This is a genomic window from Kosakonia sp. AG348 (assembly GCF_003337365.1).
In the GTDB taxonomy this organism is placed as follows: domain Bacteria; phylum Pseudomonadota; class Gammaproteobacteria; order Enterobacterales; family Enterobacteriaceae; genus Kosakonia.
Map to the genome: position 1 here is coordinate 132,839 of NZ_QPJR01000003.1, position 20,587 is coordinate 153,425.

20 protein-coding genes and 1 tRNA gene are annotated in these 20,587 nt (G+C 56.1%); 5 read left to right on the plus strand and 16 right to left on the minus strand.

Translation table 11 applies throughout. The annotated features are described in order from the left end of the window. Nucleotides 1-9: 9 nt before the first annotated feature. From phnK to DFO56_RS07715, 8 genes are all read right to left on the minus strand, one after another. Nucleotides 10-768 (minus strand): phosphonate C-P lyase system protein PhnK, encoded by a 759-nt coding sequence (gene phnK / locus DFO56_RS07680; protein ID WP_045511855.1) that lies wholly within the window; start codon nucleotides 766-768, stop codon nucleotides 10-12. Further along, a complete protein-coding gene (locus DFO56_RS07685; RefSeq protein WP_020456187.1) occupies nucleotides 765-1,613 on the minus strand; it encodes an alpha-D-ribose 1-methylphosphonate 5-phosphate C-P-lyase PhnJ in 849 nt (282 codons plus the stop codon). Before DFO56_RS07685 ends, phnK begins: the two co-directional genes overlap by 4 nt. Then, nucleotides 1,606-2,670, minus strand: coding sequence for a carbon-phosphorus lyase complex subunit PhnI (locus DFO56_RS07690; protein ID WP_045511857.1), 1,065 nt, complete (start codon nucleotides 2,668-2,670; stop codon nucleotides 1,606-1,608). The genes DFO56_RS07685 and DFO56_RS07690 overlap by 8 nt, the downstream gene beginning before the upstream one ends. After that, a complete protein-coding gene (gene phnH, locus DFO56_RS07695) occupies nucleotides 2,670-3,254 on the minus strand; it encodes a phosphonate C-P lyase system protein PhnH (protein ID WP_045511859.1) in 585 nt (194 codons plus the stop codon). The genes DFO56_RS07690 and phnH overlap by 1 nt, the downstream gene beginning before the upstream one ends. Next, nucleotides 3,251-3,703, minus strand: coding sequence for a phosphonate C-P lyase system protein PhnG (gene phnG / locus DFO56_RS07700; protein WP_045511862.1), 453 nt, complete (start codon nucleotides 3,701-3,703; stop codon nucleotides 3,251-3,253). Before phnG ends, phnH begins: the two co-directional genes overlap by 4 nt. Then, the gene (gene phnF, locus DFO56_RS07705) at nucleotides 3,704-4,429 is read right to left on the minus strand and encodes a phosphonate metabolism transcriptional regulator PhnF (protein WP_044489777.1); all 726 of its coding nucleotides are present in this window, start codon (nucleotides 4,427-4,429) and stop codon (nucleotides 3,704-3,706) included. A 188-nt stretch (nucleotides 4,430-4,617) separates the two neighbouring features. Further along, nucleotides 4,618-5,064 carry a VOC family metalloprotein YjdN gene (gene yjdN, locus DFO56_RS07710; RefSeq protein ID WP_020456192.1) on the minus strand — a complete coding sequence of 149 codons (447 nt, stop codon included), beginning with the start codon at nucleotides 5,062-5,064 and terminating at the stop codon, nucleotides 4,618-4,620. 93 nt (nucleotides 5,065-5,157) lie between these two features. Then, nucleotides 5,158-5,493 carry a zinc ribbon domain-containing protein YjdM gene (locus tag DFO56_RS07715; RefSeq protein ID WP_045511864.1) on the minus strand — a complete coding sequence of 112 codons (336 nt, stop codon included), beginning with the start codon at nucleotides 5,491-5,493 and terminating at the stop codon, nucleotides 5,158-5,160. A gap of 601 nt (nucleotides 5,494-6,094) precedes the next feature. On the opposite strand from DFO56_RS07715, the gene crfC reads away from it, so the two are divergent. Together crfC and DFO56_RS07725 are read left to right on the plus strand one after the other, a co-directional pair. After that, on the plus strand, nucleotides 6,095-8,449 hold the full coding sequence (gene crfC / locus DFO56_RS07720) for a clamp-binding protein CrfC (protein WP_020456194.1): 2,355 nt from the start codon (nucleotides 6,095-6,097) through the stop codon (nucleotides 8,447-8,449). Further along, a complete protein-coding gene (locus DFO56_RS07725) occupies nucleotides 8,446-9,324 on the plus strand; it encodes a diguanylate cyclase regulator RdcB family protein (protein ID WP_020456195.1) in 879 nt (292 codons plus the stop codon). The genes crfC and DFO56_RS07725 overlap by 4 nt, the downstream gene beginning before the upstream one ends. Before the next feature lie 204 nt (nucleotides 9,325-9,528). On the opposite strand, the gene kdgT is transcribed toward DFO56_RS07725, so the two are convergent. Next, on the minus strand, nucleotides 9,529-10,527 hold the full coding sequence (kdgT, locus tag DFO56_RS07730; RefSeq protein WP_020456196.1) for a 2-keto-3-deoxygluconate transporter: 999 nt from the start codon (nucleotides 10,525-10,527) through the stop codon (nucleotides 9,529-9,531). A 652-nt stretch (nucleotides 10,528-11,179) separates the two neighbouring features. Here kdgT and proP point away from each other — a divergent pair. Further along, nucleotides 11,180-12,682, plus strand: a complete 1,503-nt coding sequence (gene proP, locus DFO56_RS07735; protein WP_020456197.1) for a glycine betaine/L-proline transporter ProP — start codon at nucleotides 11,180-11,182, stop codon at nucleotides 12,680-12,682. Nucleotides 12,683-12,716: 34 nt separating this feature from the next. Here the strand turns inward: proP and DFO56_RS07740 are convergent, their stop codons facing one another. From DFO56_RS07740 to DFO56_RS07750, 3 genes are all read right to left on the minus strand, one after another. Beyond that, on the minus strand, nucleotides 12,717-13,670 hold the full coding sequence (locus tag DFO56_RS07740) for a nickel/cobalt transporter (protein WP_045511867.1): 954 nt from the start codon (nucleotides 13,668-13,670) through the stop codon (nucleotides 12,717-12,719). 78 nt (nucleotides 13,671-13,748) lie between these two features. Then, a complete protein-coding gene (locus DFO56_RS07745; RefSeq protein ID WP_045511871.1) occupies nucleotides 13,749-14,360 on the minus strand; it encodes a DUF2238 domain-containing protein in 612 nt (203 codons plus the stop codon). Between the two features lie 428 nt (nucleotides 14,361-14,788). Then, nucleotides 14,789-14,864: transfer RNA gene (locus tag DFO56_RS07750), tRNA-Phe, on the minus strand. Between the two features lie 183 nt (nucleotides 14,865-15,047). On the opposite strand from DFO56_RS07750, the gene DFO56_RS07755 reads away from it, so the two are divergent. Then, the gene (locus DFO56_RS07755) at nucleotides 15,048-15,893 is read left to right on the plus strand and encodes an AraC family transcriptional regulator (RefSeq protein WP_020456201.1); all 846 of its coding nucleotides are present in this window, start codon (nucleotides 15,048-15,050) and stop codon (nucleotides 15,891-15,893) included. A gap of 37 nt (nucleotides 15,894-15,930) precedes the next feature. Beyond that, nucleotides 15,931-16,536, plus strand: coding sequence for a LysE family translocator (locus DFO56_RS07760; RefSeq protein ID WP_114413851.1), 606 nt, complete (start codon nucleotides 15,931-15,933; stop codon nucleotides 16,534-16,536). Here DFO56_RS07760 and DFO56_RS07765 read toward each other — a convergent pair. The 4 genes from DFO56_RS07765 to DFO56_RS07780 all read right to left on the minus strand — a co-directional run bounded on the left by DFO56_RS07765 (nucleotide 16,533) and on the right by DFO56_RS07780 (nucleotide 20,541). Beyond that, nucleotides 16,533-17,108, minus strand: a complete 576-nt coding sequence (locus DFO56_RS07765; protein ID WP_017459204.1) for a transcriptional regulator — start codon at nucleotides 17,106-17,108, stop codon at nucleotides 16,533-16,535. The two genes, DFO56_RS07760 and DFO56_RS07765, sit on opposite strands and share 4 nt — an antisense overlap. A 47-nt stretch (nucleotides 17,109-17,155) precedes the next feature. Then, the gene (locus DFO56_RS07770; protein WP_045514336.1) at nucleotides 17,156-18,856 is read right to left on the minus strand and encodes a protein-disulfide reductase DsbD; all 1,701 of its coding nucleotides are present in this window, start codon (nucleotides 18,854-18,856) and stop codon (nucleotides 17,156-17,158) included. Further along, nucleotides 18,832-19,155 (minus strand): divalent cation tolerance protein CutA, encoded by a 324-nt coding sequence (gene cutA / locus DFO56_RS07775; protein WP_045514338.1) that lies wholly within the window; start codon nucleotides 19,153-19,155, stop codon nucleotides 18,832-18,834. Before cutA ends, DFO56_RS07770 begins: the two co-directional genes overlap by 25 nt. Before the next feature lie 84 nt (nucleotides 19,156-19,239). Next, nucleotides 19,240-20,541 (minus strand): anaerobic C4-dicarboxylate transporter, encoded by a 1,302-nt coding sequence (locus DFO56_RS07780; RefSeq protein ID WP_045514340.1) that lies wholly within the window; start codon nucleotides 20,539-20,541, stop codon nucleotides 19,240-19,242. Nucleotides 20,542-20,587: the final 46 nt, after the last annotated feature.

The following is a 20,587-nucleotide window of genomic DNA, read 5'->3' on the forward strand; positions in this document are numbered from 1 at the left end:
ATCCACTCCTTAATTTTGCAATACCGAGGAGACCAGCAATTGGGTGTAAGGGTGGTGCGGATCGTCGAGCACCCGATCGGTTAACCCACTTTCCACCACCTGACCTTGTTTCATCACCAGCAAGCGGTTCGCCAGCAGCCGCGCAACGCCCAAATCATGGGTCACCATCACCACGGCAAGGTTCATCTCCACCACCAGGCCGCGCAGCAGGTCGAGCAAACGCGCCTGTACGGAAACATCCAGCCCGCCGGTGGGCTCATCCATAAACACCAGTTTCGGGCGGGTGACCAGGTTACGGGCAATTTGCAGACGTTGCTGCATGCCGCCGGAAAAAGTGGTAGGCAAATCGTCGATGCGTGACGGCGGGATCTCGACATCGCTGAGCCACTGCTCAGCGCGGTCACGGATATCGCCGTAATGCCGCGCCCCGGTTGCCATCAGACGTTCGCCGATATTGCCGCCAGCGGAAACCTGGCGGCGCAGACCATCGAGCGGATGCTGATGGACCACGCCCCACTCGGTGCGCAGTAGGCGACGGCGTTCGGCTTCGCTCATTGCGTAGAGGTCGCGCGCCTGGTACGTAATGGTGCCGTGCTGGGGCACCAGACGCGCCGAAATGGCATTCAGCAGCGTGGTTTTGCCAGAGCCAGATTCACCGACAATGCCCAGCACTTCGCCCGGCCACAAATCGAAAGAGACGTCCTGAAAGCCCTTGCCTGGCGCATAAAGATGGGAAAGGTGAGTCACCGAAAGCAGCGGTTGGGTCATTTGCGTAAAGCCTCGCTCTGTTGGCGGCAGAAATCGGTGTCGGAGCAGACGAACATGCGCGTGCCGGTATCATCCAGCACCACTTCATCCAGGTAGCTATGGGTGGAACCACAAATGGCACACGGCTGATCCCACTTTTGCGGCGCGAAGGGGTAATCCTCAAAATCGAGGCTCACCACCTGCGTATAGGGCGGCACGGCGTAGATGCGTTTTTCACGCCCGGCGCCAAACAGTTGCAGGGCGGGCATCATGTGCATTTTCGGGTTATCGAACGCCGGGATTGGCGACGGGTCCATCACGTAGCGGGCGTTCACTTTTACCGGCCATGCGTAGCGGGTAGTGAAGTTGCCAAAACGCGCAATATCTTCGTACAACTTCACCTGCATCACGCCGTACTCTTCCAGCGCGTGCATGGTGCGGGTTTCCGTCTCGCGCGGCTCGATAAAGCGCAGCGGTTCCGGGATCGGCACCTGGTAAATCAGAATTTGATCTTCTTTGAGCGGCGTTTCGGGAATGCGATGACGCGTCTGAATCAGCGTGGCGTCGGCGGTGCGTTCGGTGGTTTCCACGCCGGTAACGCGGGTAAAGAACTGGCGGATGGAGACGGCGTTGGTGGTATCGTCCGCGCCCTGGTCGATCACTTTCAGCACGTCATCTTCACCGATCACGCTGGCGGTGATCTGGATGCCGCCGGTGCCCCAGCCGTAGGGCATCGGCATTTCGCGCCCGCCAAACGGCACCTGGTAACCGGGGATCGCCACTGCTTTCAGCAGCGCGCGGCGGATCATGCGTTTGGTTTGCTCATCAAGGAAAGCAAAGTTGTAACCGGTTAGCGCGTTAGCCACGATGTTTCTCCTGTTGCAGCTGTCTGAGCAAATCCAGTTCGGCCTGGAAATCAACGTAGTGGGGGAGTTTCAGATGCGAGACAAAACCTGCCGCTTCGACGTTATCCGCGTGCGCCAGCACAAACTCTTCGTCCTGCGCCGGGCTTTTAATCGGCTCGCCGTAGTCGGCGGCTTGCAGGGCGCGGTCGACCAACGCCATCGCCATCGCTTTGCGTTCGCTCATGCCGAACACCAGCCCGTAGCCGCGGGTAAAGTGTGGCGGCTCATCATGCGGTGCGACAAAGCCATTGACCATTTCGCATTCGGTTACCAGCAGTTCGCCGATGTTGACCGCAAAACCCAGCTCTTCCGGCACAATTTCCACATCGATATACCCGCTGCGGATCTCACCGGCGAACGGGTGATTGCGCCCGTAACCGCGCTGAGTGGAGTAGGCGAGCGCCAGCAAGTAACCCTCATCGCCGCGCGCCAGTTGCTGCAAACGTGAAGCGCGCGAACAGGGGTAAACCGGCGGATTGCGGGTAATGTCGTCCGGGGTTGCGCCGCTATCTTCTTCGGCTTTTGCCAGCCCTTCGTTGACCAGCAAACTGAAAACGTGCGGGGCGGCGTCCTGCTGCGCTTCGCGCGTGGTGAGCGTTGGCGTTTCGCCTTCGGCGAGCAGGGTGAAATCGAGCAGGCGGTGGGTGTAATCGTGCGTGGGGCCAAGCAACTGGCCGCCGGGAATATCTTTGTAAACCGCTGAGATACGGCGTTCTAAACGCATTTTCGCGCTGTCGATGGGTTCGCTCACCGCCAGGCGCGGCAGCGTGGTGCGGTAAGCGCGCAGCATAAAAATGGCTTCGACGTTATCGCCGCTCGCCTGTTTTAACGCCAGCGCCGCCAGTTCCCGATCGGCAATGCCGCCTTCGGTCATCACGCGGTCGACCGCGAGGTGCAACTGGTCGGCGATTTGTGCAACGCTCAGCTCCGAAAGCTCCGCGTCGCCACGGCGTTTATGCTCCTGCAGTGCGTGGGCTGCGGCGATGGCCTTTTCGCCCCCCTTGACAGCAACGTACATCAGTACACCTCCACCAGCGTGGTTCTCGGTATCGCCAGCGCGCGTTCGCCGCAGGTCAGGATCACGTCGATGCCTGTCGGAAACGAGTGCGGGCGGTCGGTAAACTCATCGGTAATGCACTCCGGCAACTGCGGGGCAACCATGCGTTCTTCCAGAATGCCCGGCCCGGTCAGGCGCAGCATGCGTCCGCCGCTCAGTGCCGGGAGCTGTAAAATCAGGGTCGCGCTGCTTTCCGGGCTGATATCCGTGCCGCCTGGCAGGGCGCTCAGTTGCTCGGCGCTGAGGGTGTGATCGGCAATGGCGAACAGCGAGTGTTGCGGTTGATCGACCAGCGGCGCGTTAGTGTGAAAGCGCAGGTTCTGACGCACGAGGTCGTTATCCACGGCGGCGGAAAGCCAAATCGGTGTGTCGTTATCGGCAAGCGTCAGCAATACGCTGGTGGTGGCCGGGTTGAGCGGCGGCCAGCCATGTTTTAACTGCGGCAGCGAGACAATCACGCCCGGCTCGCTCATGGCTTTTAACAGACGGCGAAAACAGTGTTGGGCATCGTGAACCGCCGACGCGAAAGCGGGTTGTAAGGTCATGCGTTATCTCCGCGAACCAGCGTAAAGAAGTCGACCCGGCTGGCGTTGATTTCGGCCTGACGCGCAGTCAGTCGCGCGGCGCGGTCCGCTTCCAGCGGGGTAATAAGGGTTTCCATCAACGTCTGGAAATAGGAAGGGTCCTGCAACAGCGCATCACACACGGCGCAACGTTCGGCGTGGCCTTTATCGCGCCCGAGCACCCAGCTAAAACCGAGCGTGCCGCACTCCAGGCGAATAACCGCGCGCGTTAATGTTGCATCGCCGGGAAAGAAACGATCGCCGGTCGCGCCCATGCGTGCCTGGATCTGCACCAGGCCTGTCTGCGGGGCGCGCACCTGTTCATATTCCGGGGCGAGTCCGAGCGTGCGCATTCGGCCGCGCAGCATCTCCGGCGTGGCGTGCGCGAGTGCGGCCATCCAGCGCTGTCGGGTTGGCGTATCAAAATGCATTCAGTGCTCCATGGTGAATTCGATCATGTCGGCGCGCGTCAGGCTGACGGAGTATTCCGTGGCGTTGACCTCGCCTTCACGATGGTTGAGGGTGCGCACGCAGAGCAGCGGCGCCATATTGGGGATCTCCAGCCAGCGGCTCTCTTTAACTTGTGCGCGACGGGCGCTGATGCGCGTCTGGGTGCGTTTCAGGCTGACCCCGGCCTGTTCACGTAAAAAGTCATGCAGCGAACCGCTGTCAAACTGTTGCAGCAGCGGCCATAACTGCAGATCGGAGAAATAGTGATCGATAAGGCACAGCGCCACGCCATTCACCCGACGGCGAGTGCGCAGGTGAATCACGTTGTCGCCCTCCTGGATGCCTAATGCATCGGCGACGTGTTGCGACGCCGGACGCAGCACCGCCAGCAGACGTTCGCTGGTGGGATGGCTGCCCTGATCGAGCAGGTTTTGGCTAAAGCGCGCCTGTGCATTGAGGGGGTAGTCGAACGGGCGCATCAGCACCATCACGCCAACGCCCTGGCGGCGCTGTACCCAGCCTTTTTCCACCAGTTGATCGATCGCGCGGCGCAGTGTGTGGCGGTTAACCTCAAAGCGCGTGGCCAGTTGCTGTTCTGCGGGCAGCCAGTCACCGCAGCGATAGTTGCTGCGCAGTTCCTGCTCTAACCTTGCGGCGATTTCCTGATAGCGCGTGGGGTAGCTGGTCGGATGTCTGGACAAGTGCATGCTCATAGTAGCTCCGCGGGCCAGGTAAAAAGTGGTCTTATCGTGAAGTGCAAATGTTGCATTTTGGTTATGCGGTGATTGCGCCGGGATGAATCTTGGCAAACGGGGAGAAGCCGTATGGCGGTATGAAAATGAAAAAGGAGCCGCTGGCTCCTTTTTCAATAAAGATATCAAGTTAAATGAAGAGATTAAGCGGCGGGCGGTGCTTTGGCGACATTCACCATCCAGGGAATGCCGAATTTATCAGTCACCATGCCAAAACCGTGCGCCCAGAATGTCTCCTGCCACGGCATGGTGACGCGCCCGTCGGCGGCAAGCGCGTCGAACCAGGCTTTGCCTTGATCGACATCCTGTGTGGCGAGACTTAAGGTAAAACCGCTGTAATCCCCGCTGTTTTGCCTGCCGTCGCTCATCATGATTTCGCTACCGGCAATGCGTAAATTCGCATGGGCAATATCGTTATCGGCGAAAGCCTGACCCGCAGCGCAGCTTTCATCGCTATTGCTCTCTTGCGGAGATTTAGGCATTTCACCAAATGTTATCTTGTAGGTTAATTCGGCATGGAGTGCCTGTTGGTAAAACTCGATGGCCTGCTGGCACTGGCCAGAAAAAGAGATGTAGGGGCTGAGCGGCATAATCATTACCTCGGGTAACGAAATCTGCCATAAAGTGTAGTCGCTGCGGGAAAAAGTAAACCAGACGGGAAGCGAATGCTTCCCGTCAAAACATCAATTCTTTTTAACAAATTCAGATTTGAGTTTCATTGGACCAAAACCGTCGATTTTACAATCGATATTATGATCGCCTTCCACCAGACGAATATTTTTTACCCGGGTGCCAATCTTCAACATTGAAGAACTGCCTTTTACTTTCAAGTCTTTAATTACGGTGACGGTATCACCATCGGCTAAAAGATTGCCGTTAGCATCTTTGACGATTAATTCATCTGCATCGTGAGCAGGTTCCGCATCGTTCCACTCGTGAGCGCATTCCGGGCAAATGAACATGCCATTATCTTCATAGGTGTATTCGGAATTACATTTTGGGCAGTGGGGGAGTTGCATAGGGAGTTCCTCAAAAGTACATACAGAGCGGGATAAACCGCACAAAGGCTCAGCGCCAGAAAGGCTGCGATTATACAGCAAAACCGTACAGTTGCCGTTGTTATTATTTTTTTCAGAAAAAACATAAAAAGATGAAAGTAGTGACACAACCTGTCATTCGGTTAAGCGATGCTTATCCCAGAAACATGATGAGTAAATTCTTACACCAGTTATTTAGATTATTTTCTGGTGGAAATTGCCAGCATTTACTAATTCATATAAGGTGGCGTGTAGTATCTGGTGTAATTCGAACCCGAACTGTCATGCCTGCTACGCTGCCAGCAATGGTGGTTATTACCTCTCAAATTGGGTGGGTAAATAAATGATGATATATCCTGGTTGTTCCTGAAAATGAGCTAAGCTCAAACTCTCTGGTTTTTATCACCGGAGTTGCGCCGCTGTCATTTTTTGAGAAAAAAAATATATATTTTCCTGAGTATCATCAGGCGTTTATCTTTTCGAAGATATTTTCCACACGTAATTATAAAAGCCGAAACTTCACTAATAAAACATTCCGGCTAAATAAAAGTAAGAAAATTTGCGTTAAGGAAAGACTTTTGACATGCACACACAAACAATTTTTGAATTAAGCCAGGAAGCAGAAAGATTGTTGCAACTTTCCTTGCACAATCTCCAGGCTTTAAAAAAAATACCGACGGCGACGTTTGATGAGACGAACGCCACCGGTAAGGCGGAAAACGCCAATGTTTTGCCGTTGCATTTCAGCGCGCGCGGCGTTGAAGCGCAGCAGGCGACGCTGCATAACGAATTACGGAAAATTACCCGGCTGGAAATGGTGCTGGCGATTGTCGGTACCATGAAGGCAGGAAAGTCGACCACCATCAACGCGATTGTTGGCACGGAAGTGCTGCCCAACCGCAACCGGCCGATGACCGCGCTGCCCACCCTTATTCGCCACACACCTGGTCAAAAAGAGCCGGTGCTGCATTTTTCTCACGTCGGGCCTATCGACGCGCTTGCGCAACAGCTTCAGACGCGGCTTTTTAATTACAACCGTGAAAAGCTGGCGCAAAAAATTGAAATCGATAAAGACATGGCCGCGCTGCTGGATCGTATTGCGCAAGGCGATGCTTTTGATAAGCACTATCTGGGCGCACAGCCGATCTTCCACTGCCTGAAAAGCCTCAATGATCTGGTGCGCCTCTCCAAAGCGCTGGATGTGGACTTCCCCTTTTCCGCGTATGCGGCGATTGAACACATTCCGGTGATTGAGGTGGAGTTTGTGCATCTGGCCGGGCTCGATAATCAACTGGGCCAACTGACACTGCTGGATACCCCCGGGCCGAATGAAGCCGGGCAGCCACATCTGCAAAAAATGCTCAGCGAGCAACTGGCGCGCGCTTCGGCGGTGCTGGCGGTGATGGACTACACACAGCTTAAATCCATCTCTGATGAGGAAGTGCGCCGCGCGATCTCCTCGGTCGGCCGTTCGGTGCCGCTGTACGCACTGGTGAATAAATTCGATCAAAAAGATCGCAACAGCGACGATGAAGATCAGGTGAAGGCGCTGATTTCCGGTACGTTAATGAAAGGAAACATTAACCCGACCCAAATTTTCCCGGTCTCTTCAATGTGGGGCTATCTGGCGAACCGCGCCCGCCATGAGTTGCAGCACCAGGGGCGTTTGCCGGATCCGCAAGAGCAACGCTGGGTGCAGGACTTTGCCGAAGCCGCGCTCGGACGCCGCTGGCGCAACGCCGATTTAGAGGATATTGAGCATATCCGCCATGCCGCCGATCTGCTGTGGGAAGATTCGCTGTTTGAAAAACCGATTCGCACGCTGCTGCATGCCGCACACGCGAACGCCTCGCTTTATGCGCTGCGTTCGGCGTCGCATAAGCTGCTGAACTACACCCAAAGCGCCCGCGAGTACCTTGATTTTCGCTATCAGGGATTAACCGTGGCCTATGAAAAGCTGGAGCAAAACATCTCCCGGCTGGAAGAGGACATGGCGCTGCTGCGTAGCTGCCAGGAAGGCGTTAGCGATGAAATTGAACATGAAGTGGAAGAGGCGCTCGCCGCAGCCGAAATTTATATTCATGGCCAGCAATTTGAAATTGTCGAAGCCATTGATGCCTGGTTCCATGATGGTCAGTTAATGACAATGGTCAGAGACAGCCATGCCGACCTGCGTTTCGATGAGCATTTCGCGCCGGGGCAACTGGTGCTGGAAAATGAAGGCCAGGCGCAGGTCGCGCTCAGTAAAATCCGCTCGGTGTGCGAGACGATTTTAGTCGCGGCGCAGGAGCGCATCAGCCGTGAGCTGGCACAGCGTTTCGACGAACTGGAAAATACGCTGGCGCGCTCGTTGAACGATGCGATGCGCCCCATCGAAACACGCATTAAAGAGGAACTCACGCACGCTGGTTTTCGCGCCCGTATCAGTTTCCCGGCGTTCCAGGCAAGCGCGCTCAACTTTAACGCTCGTTCGCTGTTTACCAATGTGATCGCGCCGCAAGATTTGCCTGCCGGGCAGGCGCCGCGCGCTGGCAGCATGCGGGAAACTGTGTCGCGCTGGCTCAACAACCCCAGCTGGGGCTGGGACGATTATGTCGCCACACGTACCCGCTATGTGATCGACCTTACGGCGTTAAATAAGAAACTCATCGACCATGTTGCTCATTTTTGTGAACAAATTCGTAAAGCTTTAAGCGCGCAGGTCGATGTTTCTGTTACGGCGGGAATGGCGACATTTTTTGCCGAGTTCTCGTTAAGTCTCGCGGGACTACAGGAAAGTTTGCGTGACAGCCTGGCGATACGACAGCAGAACGAGTCGTCAGTGTTGGCGTTGCGCCAGCAGTTGCAGCAGAGCATCAGGACGGCCAATTGGATCCATGAGGACGCACGCCTGTTACGCGATGATATACAAACCCTCTTCGCGGCAGATCTACCATGAAAAATCGACTACTGGACGGCCCGGGGCGCGTACTTGAGTGTATTCACCCGAAATTTATCGTGGATTTGGTGCAGGGCGTTGATGCGCCGCGCCAGACGCCGATTGTGCCTCAACAGCAGTTGTTTCGTGAGCGGCTGACGCAGGAGATCATGGCGCAAACGCAGCTGCGCCCGTGGGCAATGTCTGGCGTATTAAATGAAAACGACGCGCTGCGTCTGGGGCTGGCGGAAAAACTGGCCAGCATGCTTGATCCGGGATATCTGGCATTAACCCGCATTACCGAGCGGCTGGCGGCATTGCAACAAGCGGAGCGCCGTCCTGCCAACGCGACGCCTGGCGTGCAGCAGCAATATGACGAGCTGGTTGAGCATTTCAGCCAACGTGCGGCGTGGAAAGAGAAAGCGCTGACCCAGCGCGGACTGGCCGTACAGGCGGGCAACCATAGCGAGCAAGTTTTTGCCCACTGGCGTGCCGGGAATTACAACGGCTGGTCGATGGCCGGACGCTGCTACATCGCGCTGGAAGAGTTGCGCTGGGGGGCGTTTGGTGATGCCTGCCGCCTGGCGAATGAAGGTGTGGCGACGATGCTGAAAGATAATCTGCGCGCGATGGCTGCCGACTTTCTGGCGCAGGGGATTAATGCTTCGCCGGCAACCCGACATTTCTACCACCAATGGCTGGCGACACCTTCGACGCCAGGATTGATGGACTATAAAGATTTACTCGGCTGGCTTGGCGACTGGTGTGATGCTGAACGCCATCCGATCTGCTGGTCTGTCACCCAGAGCTGGCAAACGGTGGCGCTGGGCATGCCGCGGCTCTGTTCCGCGACACGCATCGCGACGGCGATGGTGGACGAAGTGTTCGGTGAGTAACCCGCTTTCATACCCGTAAACATCCCTCTTATAAAGACAGCGGTGAGTAACGGTGAGAGGGGTAATCAAAACCCGCAACGGGCATTTTCTCCCGGTCATGCGCGGGAGCATGGCAAAGCCAACTCTTGCTGACCACGCCCGCCGGATGCGCTTTTCAACTGGCATTAAAAAAGCCCCATCAGGGGCTTTTTTGATCGAGCATCTTTAGTGTCCTGTCGACTCGATCGGGTTCTCTGCTTCCTCTTTCGCGTGCGGCACATGACCGAAGCGTTTCGCATACAGCGCGGTGATAATCGGCACCAGAATGGCCGTCACTATCACACTTGCGGCGACCAGCGCGGTTGCGGATGCGGCAACCGGTTCAAATGCCGGGTTAATCTGCGCGATAATTACCGGGTTCGCCACCGCCGCGCCTGCCGCAGAAGAGGCTGCCACACCTGCCGTTCCGTTGCCGCCACCGATTACACGGTCGGCGATAATCAGCGGAATACCGGTGATGATAATCACCGCAACGCCGAGGAAGATGCCCAGCAGGCCGGTTTGCATGATAACGCTCAGGTTGATGGTGTTACCCAGCGCGAAGCCGAAGAACGGGATCAGCACCGGCGTTGCTTTACTGAAGAAAGCGCGCAAATCATGATCGAGGTTACCGAGCGCGAAACCAATCAGGAACGGCAGCACGGCGCCGACAAAGTGATGCGGCTCAAACGAGGCCAGACCGGCGGAGCCGAGGATCACCATGGTCATCAGCGGGCCGGATTCCAGCGACATCAACACAAACGCGCCGGACTCCTCTTTGCTGCCGTACTGGTTCATCAGGCTCGCGTACAGACCGCCGTTGGTCATATCCATGGCGGATACCAGCGCCAGCACGGAAAGCCCAGCGAAGAATCCGGTCTGGATGCCGGTGTCCGGAATAAACGATGCGGCGATCATCGCCACTACCCAGGCGACGGCAATTTTTGTCAGCACCAGCGTGCCGGATTTACGTAAAACGGTGCCGGTAGCGCGTAAATCAATGGATGCGCCAATACAGAAAAACCACACCGCAAGAATGGGTACTGTGCCGGTAATCATCCCTTTAGTGAATGAGCCAAAATAAGCACCGGTATCCGGTGCCAGCGTATTCAACATTGCGCCTAACAGCAGCGGAACCAGCATCATCCCGCCAGGAATGCGTTCTATCGTGGCCTTGATTTTCATAATAAATCCTCACTGCTCGTCATTGCCATGAACGAGGAAAGCTAAAAATTAATAGTGAATATTTTCAATTCATTAAAGAATTTCTCAGGCAGGGCACTCGCTATCGATTGCCGCTGGTCGCCGCATTTAAAGACGCTGTGTTGCGCCACTCTGCGGGGTTATGTCGTTATCATCCGATCAATGGAATATCTATTCAATAAGAATGAAACAATGTTTTAGTTACGCCGATCACATATTTTGCGTAAAGATAATCTGATATTTGTTTATTTATTTTTGCTGTAAATGAGTTGTGAAGAAATATATGGGGAGATAGCAAGGAAGATAATAATCACCAAGGTGATTACCGGCATATTTTTAGCCTGCTGCGCATTAGATGTTTCTTATTCCCGATGAGAGAAAAAGCGTTAAAACTGTGAGGAGGATTATTGCGTGGTAAAACTATGTGAATTTGATCACATTTTTAAACCCTGTTAGGGTAAAAAGGTCATTCACTGCCCGGCAGGCGTCAACAGGTTCGGTTGTACAGGCTTTAAACAGTCCGTGTAAGTAAACCTGCTACGCTTGAACAGGAAGGCTGAAAAGCCATTTAAAACGCCCGGCAGGGAGAGTACGCCGGGCGGTTCAGGGCGAAAGTCTAAAGAGGAATAGATGCATGCTAAAAAGGAAAAAAATTAAACCCATCACCTTGCGTGATGTAACCATTATCGATGATGGCAAATTGCGTAAAGCGATTACCGCCGCATCGTTGGGTAACGCCATGGAGTGGTTTGATTTCGGCGTTTACGGCTTTGTCGCCTACGCCCTTGGTAAGGTGTTCTTCCCCGATGCAAACCCCAGCGTGCAGATGATTGCTGCGCTTGGGACGTTTTCCGTTCCGTTCTTGATTCGTCCGTTAGGCGGCCTGTTCTTCGGCATGTTGGGCGATAAATACGGCCGACAAAAAATCCTCGCAATAACGATAGTGATCATGTCCGTCAGTACCTTCTGTATTGGTCTGATCCCGTCGTATGCCACCATTGGTATCTGGGCGCCGATTTTACTGCTGCTGTGTAAGATGGCGCAGGGCTTTTCGGTGGGCGGCGAATATACCGGGGCATCCATCTTTGTCGCCGAATACTCGCCGGACCGAAAACGCGGCTTTATGGGCAGCTGGCTGGATTTTGGTTCCATCGCCGGTTTTGTGCTCGGCGCGGGCGTCGTCGTTCTGCTCTCTACCATTGTCGGTGAGGAGAACTTCCTCGACTGGGGCTGGCGTATCCCGTTTTTCCTGGCGCTCCCGCTGGGGTTAATCGGTCTCTATCTGCGCCACGCACTGGAAGAGACGCCTGCCTTCCAGCAGCACGTCGACAAACTGGAGCAGGGCGATCGCCAGGGGTTGCAGGATGGGCCGAAAGTCTCATTTAAAGAGATTGCGACCAAACACTGGCGCAGCCTGCTGGCCTGTATTGGTCTGGTGATTTCCACCAACGTGACCTACTACATGCTGCTGACGTATATGCCAAGTTACCTGTCGCATAACCTGCACTATTCCGAAGACCATGGCGTGCTGATCATCATTGCTATCATGATTGGTATGCTGTTTGTGCAGCCGGTAATGGGGCTGTTGAGCGACCGCTTTGGCCGCCGTCCGTTTGTTATTCTGGGCAGCATTGCGCTGTTTGTGCTGGCGATCCCGGCCTTCATCATGATTAACAGCAACATTATTGGCCTGATCTTCGCGGGTCTGCTGATGCTGGCGGTGGTGCTGAACTGCTTTACCGGCGTGATGGCGTCAACGTTGCCAGCGATGTTCCCGACGCACATTCGCTACAGCGCGCTGGCGAGCGCGTTCAACATCTCTATCCTGATTGCCGGTCTGACGCCGACGCTGACGGCCTGGCTGGTGGAAAGTTCAGCCAATCTGCTGATGCCTGCCTATTACCTGATGGTGGTTGCGGTGATTGGCCTGATTACCGGCCTGACGATGAAAGAGACAGCGAATCTACCGCTGAAAGGAGCGACCCCGGCGGCGTCGGATCTGCAGGAAGCGCGGGAAATCTTGCAGGAACATCACGATAACATTGAGCAGAAAATCGAAGATATCGATGAGGAGATCGCTCAGTTGCAGGAAAAGCGTGCGCGCCTTGTGCAGCAACATCCAAAAATCAACGAGTAATGCCAATCCCGGATGGCGCGGTCATCCGGGATTTTTAGCATCCCGCCGCAATATAATCTCCGTTTGCACTCACCGGAATAACCGTTAAAAACAGCACCAGCGCGAACAGGATCAGCGCCACGCCACCAGCGATTTTCAGCACCGGAACGAACTTGTGTAATGTGCTTGCCTCACCGCCAAAAAACGCCGCCGTGCTGTTACGCGCATAGCGCACCGCCAGCGACAATCCGGCGATCGACAGTGCCGTGCCGACCGCCATGGTCATCACCGCCGCAATGCCCCAACTCACGATGCCGAGCGCATTGGCGAAGAGCAAAATCATGATCGCACCGCTGCACGGGCGTGCGCCAATAGCGAGGATCACACCAAGACGCGTTTTCCAGTCGCCTTGCGTGCTCATGCCAACGCCGTGATGACCGCAGCCGCAATGATCGTCGTGCTGATGTGCGGGAGCCAGTGAGCGGATTGCCAGTTTTCGTGGCTGCAGGGTTTTGAGTGCATTCCAGACGACATACGCACCGAAACCGCCAATCATCACCGCGCTTATTTTCTCAACGTACCAGCGGCTTTCACTGAGATCGCCTGCGGCAAGGTTGAAACCGACCGCCAGAATAAAGACGAACAGAATAGCGCTGACGCCTTGCATCAGGCTGCCCAGCACGGGAACGACGCGCGCCGCAATCTGGCTTTCGTTGTTGGTGCTAAGCCAGGTGGTAACGATGAATTTGCCGTGGCCTGGGCCAATCGCGTGCAGCACGCCATAAAAGAACGCGCCGGTCAGCAGCCATAAGCCGCCGCTGTACTGGTGGTTGTTCAGTTGCAGTAAATACATCACCAGATAGCGGTGCAGGGTGATTTGCGTTGCCAGGCACCATTGCAAAAAGGCCGCCCAGTGCGCATGTAAAACGAAGGCCGCTGCCAGCACCACCGCCAGCAGGGCAACAGCGACGGGTAAGCGCCAGTCACGGGTGAGAAGTTGCGTGGTCATAGGTGTATGGGCGTTGGGGGGAATCTCCGGAGTATAGGCGGCGAATACCATTGGCTCCAGTCTTCGCCGCGCTTTGTCTTACACCTTGAGCTGGCGTTTGTGCCAGCGCCCCAGAACCAGCACCGTAGTCAGCGCGCCAAGCAGGGCGCAGAACATATCCGACTGGGTATCCCACGGATCGCCCTGGGTGCCGAGAAACTCATCTGCGCCCTGGCCCATAGCCAGCGCCGCCCACCATTCAATTAATTCATAGGTGGCGCTAATCGCCAGCGCAATGCAGCAGACGATAAAGTCGAGCATCTTCCCGCCCCGCACATATTGCCCGCGCAGCAGTATTTCTCTGGCAGCAAGCGCCGGCACCAGCCCCTGAAAGAAGTGGCCGAGTTTGTCATACGGGTTACGGCTCAGCCCAAAAAGATGTTGCACATCAAAACCAACCGGGACTTTCGCGTAGGTATACATGCCGCCGACCATCAGAATAATGGCGTGGAAAAAGATCAGCACATACAGCAGCGATGTCAGCGGATAACGGCGCCAGGTGACGAGCAACAATGGCACGACAACCATTACCGGAACCACTTCCATCAGCCAAGTCACCCGGTCTTTGGCAAACCAGCCGGTATAGATAAGGATCACTAACAGCACCAGCGCCGCCGCAGACAGCGAGGCGCGATTCACGCTCTTAACCATAGGAATATCCGTTTCAGGAAAAACGACACTATTGACGCGATCGCATGGAAAAACAAGGTGCTGCGATTTCCAGTAGAGCAATGTGGCGGGAAAGGAGAGAGCAATGAAAGGTCGGGTGCGCTGAAAATCATTCCAGCGTGGCGAAGAGCCGCATGGTGCAGGGTCGGTTAATGAACACGCACGGCGAATAATCGAACGCAGTTTGATGAAGGGTCTGCATTTCCAAAAGCAAAAACCCGCCTTTTGGGCGGGTTCTTTAAATAGTGGTGCCCGGACCCGGACTAACGCCGTCAGGCGTTGAACAGCGCGCTTGTCGCGCTGGCCCCGAAGGGGGGAGCCGCTTGCGGCAAACAATCGAACGCAGTTCGATGGAGAGTCCGTATCTCCAAAAGCAAAAACCCAGCCATAGGCTGGGTTCTCTGAATAAGTGGTGCCCGGACTCGGAATCGAACCAAGGACACGGGGATTTTCAATCCCCTGCTCTACCGACTGAGCTATCCGGGCAACGGGGCGCATTAAACCTTAATCGTCTTAAGGCGTCAACTTTATTTCCTTCAATTCTATCCAGTTGCTCAACTTTGCGGCAATCTGAGCAATTGCGCGGCACAAATCGACCATTGCACAAATCTTCCAGACTTTTACCTTAAAGATATGAATGCTAACTTCCGGTGGCACGTTGGAGGCGATATGGCGAAAGACTGGCTGGAACTGCGGCAACATGCGGACACGGGAATTGAAACCATCCGCGCGCATTTTGAAGGGCACGCTTACGATCCGCACTGGCACGATAGCTACCTGGTGGGCATTACGCTTTCCGGTACGCAGCAGTTTCACTGTCGGCGGGAGCGCCACCGCAGTACGCCGGGCGATGCCTTTCTACTGGAGCCGGGCGAGATCCACGATGGTGACGCCCCGGTAGAAGGCGGGTTTACCTATCTGACCTTTTACCTTGATGATCGCTGGCTCAGCGACACATTACGCGGCCTGTATGAATCGGTGCCGTCGAGCTATTCACTGCATTTTTCCCACACTATCGCCAGGGAACCGCAATTGATCCGCGCGATTGCCAGGACCTTTTACGCACTGCACAGCGAAGAGATGCGCATCATCCAGCAAAGCGCCATGGATGGGCTGCTCAGCCAGCTTACGCACCATTGCCAGTGGCGCAAACGGCTGCCGTCGCAATTGCAAAGCACAGCCATTGCACACCGTGCGCGTGATTATCTGCATGCGCACATTGGCGATAACGTTGGTCTTTCGGATCTGGCGCGCGAAACGGGAACCGATCGCTTTACACTGACGCGCTGTTTTAAACGCGAATTCCATTTAAGCCCGCACGCCTGGCTGATCCAACTGCGGCTCGCCACCGCACGTTCGCAGCTGGCGAAAGGGGAGACGCCAGCAAGCGTTGCTGCCGCGCTGGGATTTGCCGATCAAAGCCATCTTGGGCGCTGGTTTCAGCGCGCATATCGCCTCTCGCCCGCGCACTACCGCAGGCTGTGCACAAATCTTCCAGACGACGACAGCAAATAACGCGACAGTCTAAGGCTCATTAATAAGGAGCCTGCCTGTGAACCTGTTTTATAGCTATCTGCCGTTTTTACTCTTCGCGTTTGTGGCGTCGATTACTCCTGGCCCAACCAACATTTTGATCCTGACCAGCAGCCAGCGCTTTGGCATCAAAGCGACGTTGCCTGCGGTGGTGAGCGCCTGCGTGGCAGCCAGCCTGATTGTCTTTATCTCCGGCGCGGGCGCGGGTGAAGTGCTGCGCAGCTATCCGCTGGTACGTGAGGTGATGAGCTGGGCGGGGGCGTTGTGGTTAAGCTGGCTGAGCTGGCAATTATTTACCGCGCCCGCGGCCGATTTGCAGGGCGAAGCGCAGCGACCGTTTAGCGGCCGTGCGGCGGCGATGCTGCAACTGATTAACCCGAAAACCTGGATGATGGCGCTGGCGGTGGTAAGCCTGTTTGCCCCGCACGGCGCGCATCCTTTGCGCGAGGTGTCGTTACTGTCACTGTGGTTTTTGTTGATCTCTCTGCTGTGCCTGAGCGCGTGGACGCTGCTCGGCAAGGCGGTCAACCGGCTGTTTCGCACCACCACATCGCTACTCTGGTTTCAGCGTGTGATGGCACTGTGCCTGTTGCTTTCCGCCTGGGCGGGATTTCTGGGCGCTTAGGTCAGCGCGCCGCCCTGGCGGCAGCGGGCAAAACGCAGAATATCTTCCGCCAGCCGCTGGGCCGTATCGACATCGGCCTGGCTGCGGTTAACCAGCATCCGGCTCAGACAGCCCTCAAGTACCAGCTCCATCTGCTTCGCCACCATCGCCGGATCGTCCACTTCTAACTGCGTCAGCAGCTGATGGGTGAAATCATGCGCGTCGCGCTTTTGCTGATCCGCAAGCTGGTGGATCGGGTGCGCCGGATCCGGGAAGAAGGTGCAGGCGGCAATAAACAAGCAACCCGGATAGCGGTTATTGCTCACACATTCGGTGAGCGCCCCGTAGCGCGCCAGCAGTTTTTGCTCATTGCTGAGCGTTTCGTCCAGCAGCAGTTGCCTGCGCCAGACATCTACCTGCTGGCTGAGATAACGCAACGCGTCATACAGCAGCGCCTCTTTGTCGGGCCAGAAACGGCGGAACTCATCGATGGGATAGTCGATGCGCTCGGCAACCATTTCAAGAGTGGTGTCCGCAATCCCTCTTAATTCAAGTAATTGCAAAGTTTGACTCAAAACGTCTTCGCGTTGCACGGTGATATCCTCCGTTATCTGAAGCGAGTTCCCCCACACAGTGTTGTTTACGGGGCGCGATTGCGCAAATGCGCGGCGAACGCGGCGGCGTCCATAAACCCGGTCACCCGGGCTGCCGGTTGCTCACGGCCTTGCGCGTCGAAAAACAGGATCGTCGGCAGACCCAGCACATTGAGCTGGCGCAGCAGCGCAGCGTCCTGCGCATTGTTGGCCGTTACGTTGGCCTGCAATAACACGGTATCTTTCAGCGCCGCCTGTACGCGGGCGTCGCTAAAGGTGTACTTCTCAAACTCTTTGCACGCCACGCACCAGTCGGCATAGAGATCCAGCATCACCGGGCGGCCGTTGGCCTGCGCCAGCGCCTGGTTCAGATCGTCGACGGTGGAAATGGGCGTGAAGGCCAGCGGCGAGTGTGTCTGCGCGGCGGGGGTGCCAAACGCCCAATCCTGTAACGGACGCGCACAGACCAGCGCCGCGCCGAGCAGGGCGATTTGCAGCACGCGGACAAACGCACGCTTCGCACCCAGACTGGTGATAAATGCCCAGCCGAAAAACGCCACGCCGAGCAGCGACCACAGCCGCAGCCCCCAGGTTTCACCGAGCACGCGCTCCAGCAGAAAAACCGGCAGGGCGAGGATCACAAAACCAAAAGCGGTTTTGACCTGCTCCATCCACGGCCCGCTTTTGGGCAGCAGCCGGTTACCGAACACCGTCACGAGGATCAGCGGCAGGCCCATGCCTAGCGCGTAAAGATAGAGCGTACCGCCGCCGAGCCACAGGTTACCGCTTTGCGCAATATAGAGCAGGATGGCGCTTAACGGCGCGGTAGTGCAGGGCGAACAAATCAGCCCGGCTATCGCGCCCATGGCAAACACCCCGCCCACGGAGCCACCCTGCTGGCGGTTGCTCCACAGGGTTAAGCGGGTCTGCAGTGCAGAAGGAAGCTGTAAGGTAAACAGGCCGAACATCGACAGCGCCAGCAGCGTGAACAGTACCGACAAGCCAATCAGCACATACGGGTGTTGCAGCGCCGCCTGGAATGATAACCCTGCCGCTGCGACCACCAGCCCCAGCGCCGTATAGGTGAGCGCCATTCCTTGCACGTAGATAAACGCCAGCAGCAGCGCGCGCGGCGTGGCGAGGCGCTGTTTCCCGCCAAGCACAATGCCGGAAATCAGCGGGTACATTGGCAGCACACAGGGCGTAAAGGCGATACCAATACCGATCAACAGCGCCCACAGTGCAGAGAAGGGAAGCTGATTTTCCGTGTTGTCCTGCGTTGCGGCTGGCGGTGTATTCACCGGGGCCTGTGTCGTTGCCGCCGCGACTTCCATCAGCGGCACCACTTTGGTTTCCGGCGGGTAACAGAAGCCGGCATCGGCGCAGCCCTGGTAAGTGACGGTCAGCGTCGCGCCTTTTGCCGCTGCGTTGATATCAAGCGGCAGGTTCAGGCGCTGGCGGTAGATTTCCGTTTTGCCGTAGAACTCATCTTCATGCATCTCCCCTTTTGGCAGCGTTAGCGCGCCAATAGTTGCTTGCGCCGGGGTGACGTGAATTTGCTGGCGATAAAGGTAGTAACCCTCTTTAACCTGCCAGTTGAGCGTTAAGTCATGCTGATGCTGCTGAAAATCAAAGATAAACGCCTGGTCGGCGGGCACAAAACTGGAGCGACCGGGCGCGTCGAATAAGCCCGCAAAAGCGGTGGTGCTGCACAGCAGCAGGATCAGCGTAAAGATGCGTTGAGCCATGAGAGGTAATCGTAATCTCCGTGGGTGACGGGTAAAGCCAGTAATTCCGGGGTTTGGTATGGATGGTGCGCTTTGATGCTGGCGAAGAGATCTTCCAGATGTGCGACATCGGTTTTGAGCAGCAGTTGCACTTCATACTCTTGTTCGAGTTTGCCTTCCCAGTAATAGAGCGAGGTCGCGCCCGGCAAAATGGTGACACAGGCAGCGAGCTTATCTGCCAGCACTTTGGCCGCCAGATCCTGGGCGGTGGCTTCATCCGGGGCGGTGCAGAGTATAACAACGGCGTCAGGCGTGTTCATCGTCAACCTCGTAAGCGCGAAAGCCACGACTATACCACGCGAAGTGAGAGGATCGGGCCGCCGGGCGACCCGATTTTAAGACCTTTACAACAAGATACCGCCGAAGATAAAGCCCAGCATGACGCACAGGGCAATGGCGATCACGCCGGGAACGAGGAACGCGTGGTTAAAAACAAACTTGCCGATGCGCGTTGAGCCGGTGTCATCCATTTCGACCGCCGCCAGCAGAGTTGGGTACGTTGGCAGCACAAACAGCGCAGAAACGGCGGCAAACGACGCAATTGCCGTCAGCGGGGTGACGCCGAGCAGCAGCGCAGCAGGCATCAGCGCTTTGGTGGTCGCGGCTTGCGAATAGAGCAGCGTTGCGGCGAAGAACAGCACCACCGCCAGCAGCCACGGGTAGCTATGGAGCAGATCGCCCGCCACCGTCTGGATATCTTCAATATGGTGTTTCACGAAGGTATCGCCGAGCCACGCCACGCCGAGCACACAAATACAGGCGCTCATACCAGATTTAAAAGTACTGGCATTCAGGATTTCGCCGGTATCGATTTTGCAGGTCAGGCAAATCAGCGTGGCGATGGTCAGCATAAACACCACGATCGCTTCGTTACGCGGTAGCACCGGGTTGGTGATTAAGCCAACGGTTGGGCTGATGGCGGTGGCGTAGAGCATCACGGCGACAATACCAATCAGGAACAGCAATACCGAGCGTTTGGCATGCGGCTTCATGGCAAAAACCTGGCTGCCGCGCAGCTTCACCTCGCCTTTCGCCAGGCGTTCCTGATAGACCGGATCATCTTTCAGCTCGCAACCGAGGAAGTTACAGACCACCGCCGTCAACATGACCGCAATCAGCGTCACCGGAATACAAATTGCCAACAGCGTCAGATAGCTCACGCCAAGTGGTTCAAGGATGCCAGCAAAAAAGACCACCGCCGCGGAGATAGGGGAGGCAGTAATCGCAATTTGCGAGGCGACGACAGCAATCGACAGCGGACGCGACGGGCGAATACCTTGCTCTTTCGCCACTTCGGTAATTACCGGCAGCGTGGAAAACGCGGTGTGCCCGGTACCGGCGAGAATGGTCATAAACCAGGTGACCAGCGGCGCGAGAAAGGTGATGTACTTCGGATGGCGGCGCAGCATTTTTTCCGCCAGGCTCACCAGATAATCCATCCCGCCCGCTACCTGCATGGCGGCGATAGCGGCGATGACCGCCATAATAATTTCTATGACATCAAAGGGAATTGCCCCGGGTTTGATTTGAAAGAACAGGGTGAGAACCAGTACACCAAGGCCACCGGCAAAACCAATGCCGATGCTGCCTAATCTGGCGCCAAGGTAGATAGCAATCAGGACGAGGACAAGCTCTGCAGCAAACATAGTTGGCTTCCTTGTTTAACTAAGTGATATCGAATTGTTATAGTTT

Bases quoted from the DNA above. Each gene is read 5' to 3' on its own strand.
- phnG (WP_045511862.1), bottom strand. From the start codon at position 3,703: ATGCATTTTGATACGCCAACCCGACAGCGCTGGATGGCCGCACTCGCG.
- DFO56_RS07745 (WP_045511871.1), bottom strand. From the start codon at position 14,360: ATGGTTAAGAGCGTGAATCGCGCCTCGCTGTCTGCGGCGGCGCTGGTG.
- cutA (WP_045514338.1), bottom strand. From the start codon at position 19,155: ATGAACACGCCTGACGCCGTTGTTATACTCTGCACCGCCCCGGATGAA.
- phnH (WP_045511859.1), bottom strand. From the start codon at position 3,254: ATGACCTTACAACCCGCTTTCGCGTCGGCGGTTCACGATGCCCAACAC.
- DFO56_RS07715 (WP_045511864.1), bottom strand. From the start codon at position 5,493: ATGCAACTCCCCCACTGCCCAAAATGTAATTCCGAATACACCTATGAA.
- kdgT (WP_020456196.1), bottom strand. From the start codon at position 10,527: ATGAAAATCAAGGCCACGATAGAACGCATTCCTGGCGGGATGATGCTG.
- DFO56_RS07770 (WP_045514336.1), bottom strand. From the start codon at position 18,856: ATGGCTCAACGCATCTTTACGCTGATCCTGCTGCTGTGCAGCACCACC.
- DFO56_RS07755 (WP_020456201.1), top strand. From the start codon at position 15,048: ATGGCGAAAGACTGGCTGGAACTGCGGCAACATGCGGACACGGGAATT.
- DFO56_RS07690 (WP_045511857.1), bottom strand. From the start codon at position 2,670: ATGTACGTTGCTGTCAAGGGGGGCGAAAAGGCCATCGCCGCAGCCCAC.
- DFO56_RS07740 (WP_045511867.1), bottom strand. From the start codon at position 13,670: ATGACCACGCAACTTCTCACCCGTGACTGGCGCTTACCCGTCGCTGTT.
- yjdN (WP_020456192.1), bottom strand. From the start codon at position 5,064: ATGCCGCTCAGCCCCTACATCTCTTTTTCTGGCCAGTGCCAGCAGGCC.
- DFO56_RS07725 (WP_020456195.1), top strand. From the start codon at position 8,446: ATGAAAAATCGACTACTGGACGGCCCGGGGCGCGTACTTGAGTGTATT.
- crfC (WP_020456194.1), top strand. From the start codon at position 6,095: ATGCACACACAAACAATTTTTGAATTAAGCCAGGAAGCAGAAAGATTG.
- proP (WP_020456197.1), top strand. From the start codon at position 11,180: ATGCTAAAAAGGAAAAAAATTAAACCCATCACCTTGCGTGATGTAACC.
- DFO56_RS07780 (WP_045514340.1), bottom strand. From the start codon at position 20,541: ATGTTTGCTGCAGAGCTTGTCCTCGTCCTGATTGCTATCTACCTTGGC.
- phnK (WP_045511855.1), bottom strand. From the start codon at position 768: ATGACCCAACCGCTGCTTTCGGTGACTCACCTTTCCCATCTTTATGCG.
- phnF (WP_044489777.1), bottom strand. From the start codon at position 4,429: ATGCACTTGTCCAGACATCCGACCAGCTACCCCACGCGCTATCAGGAA.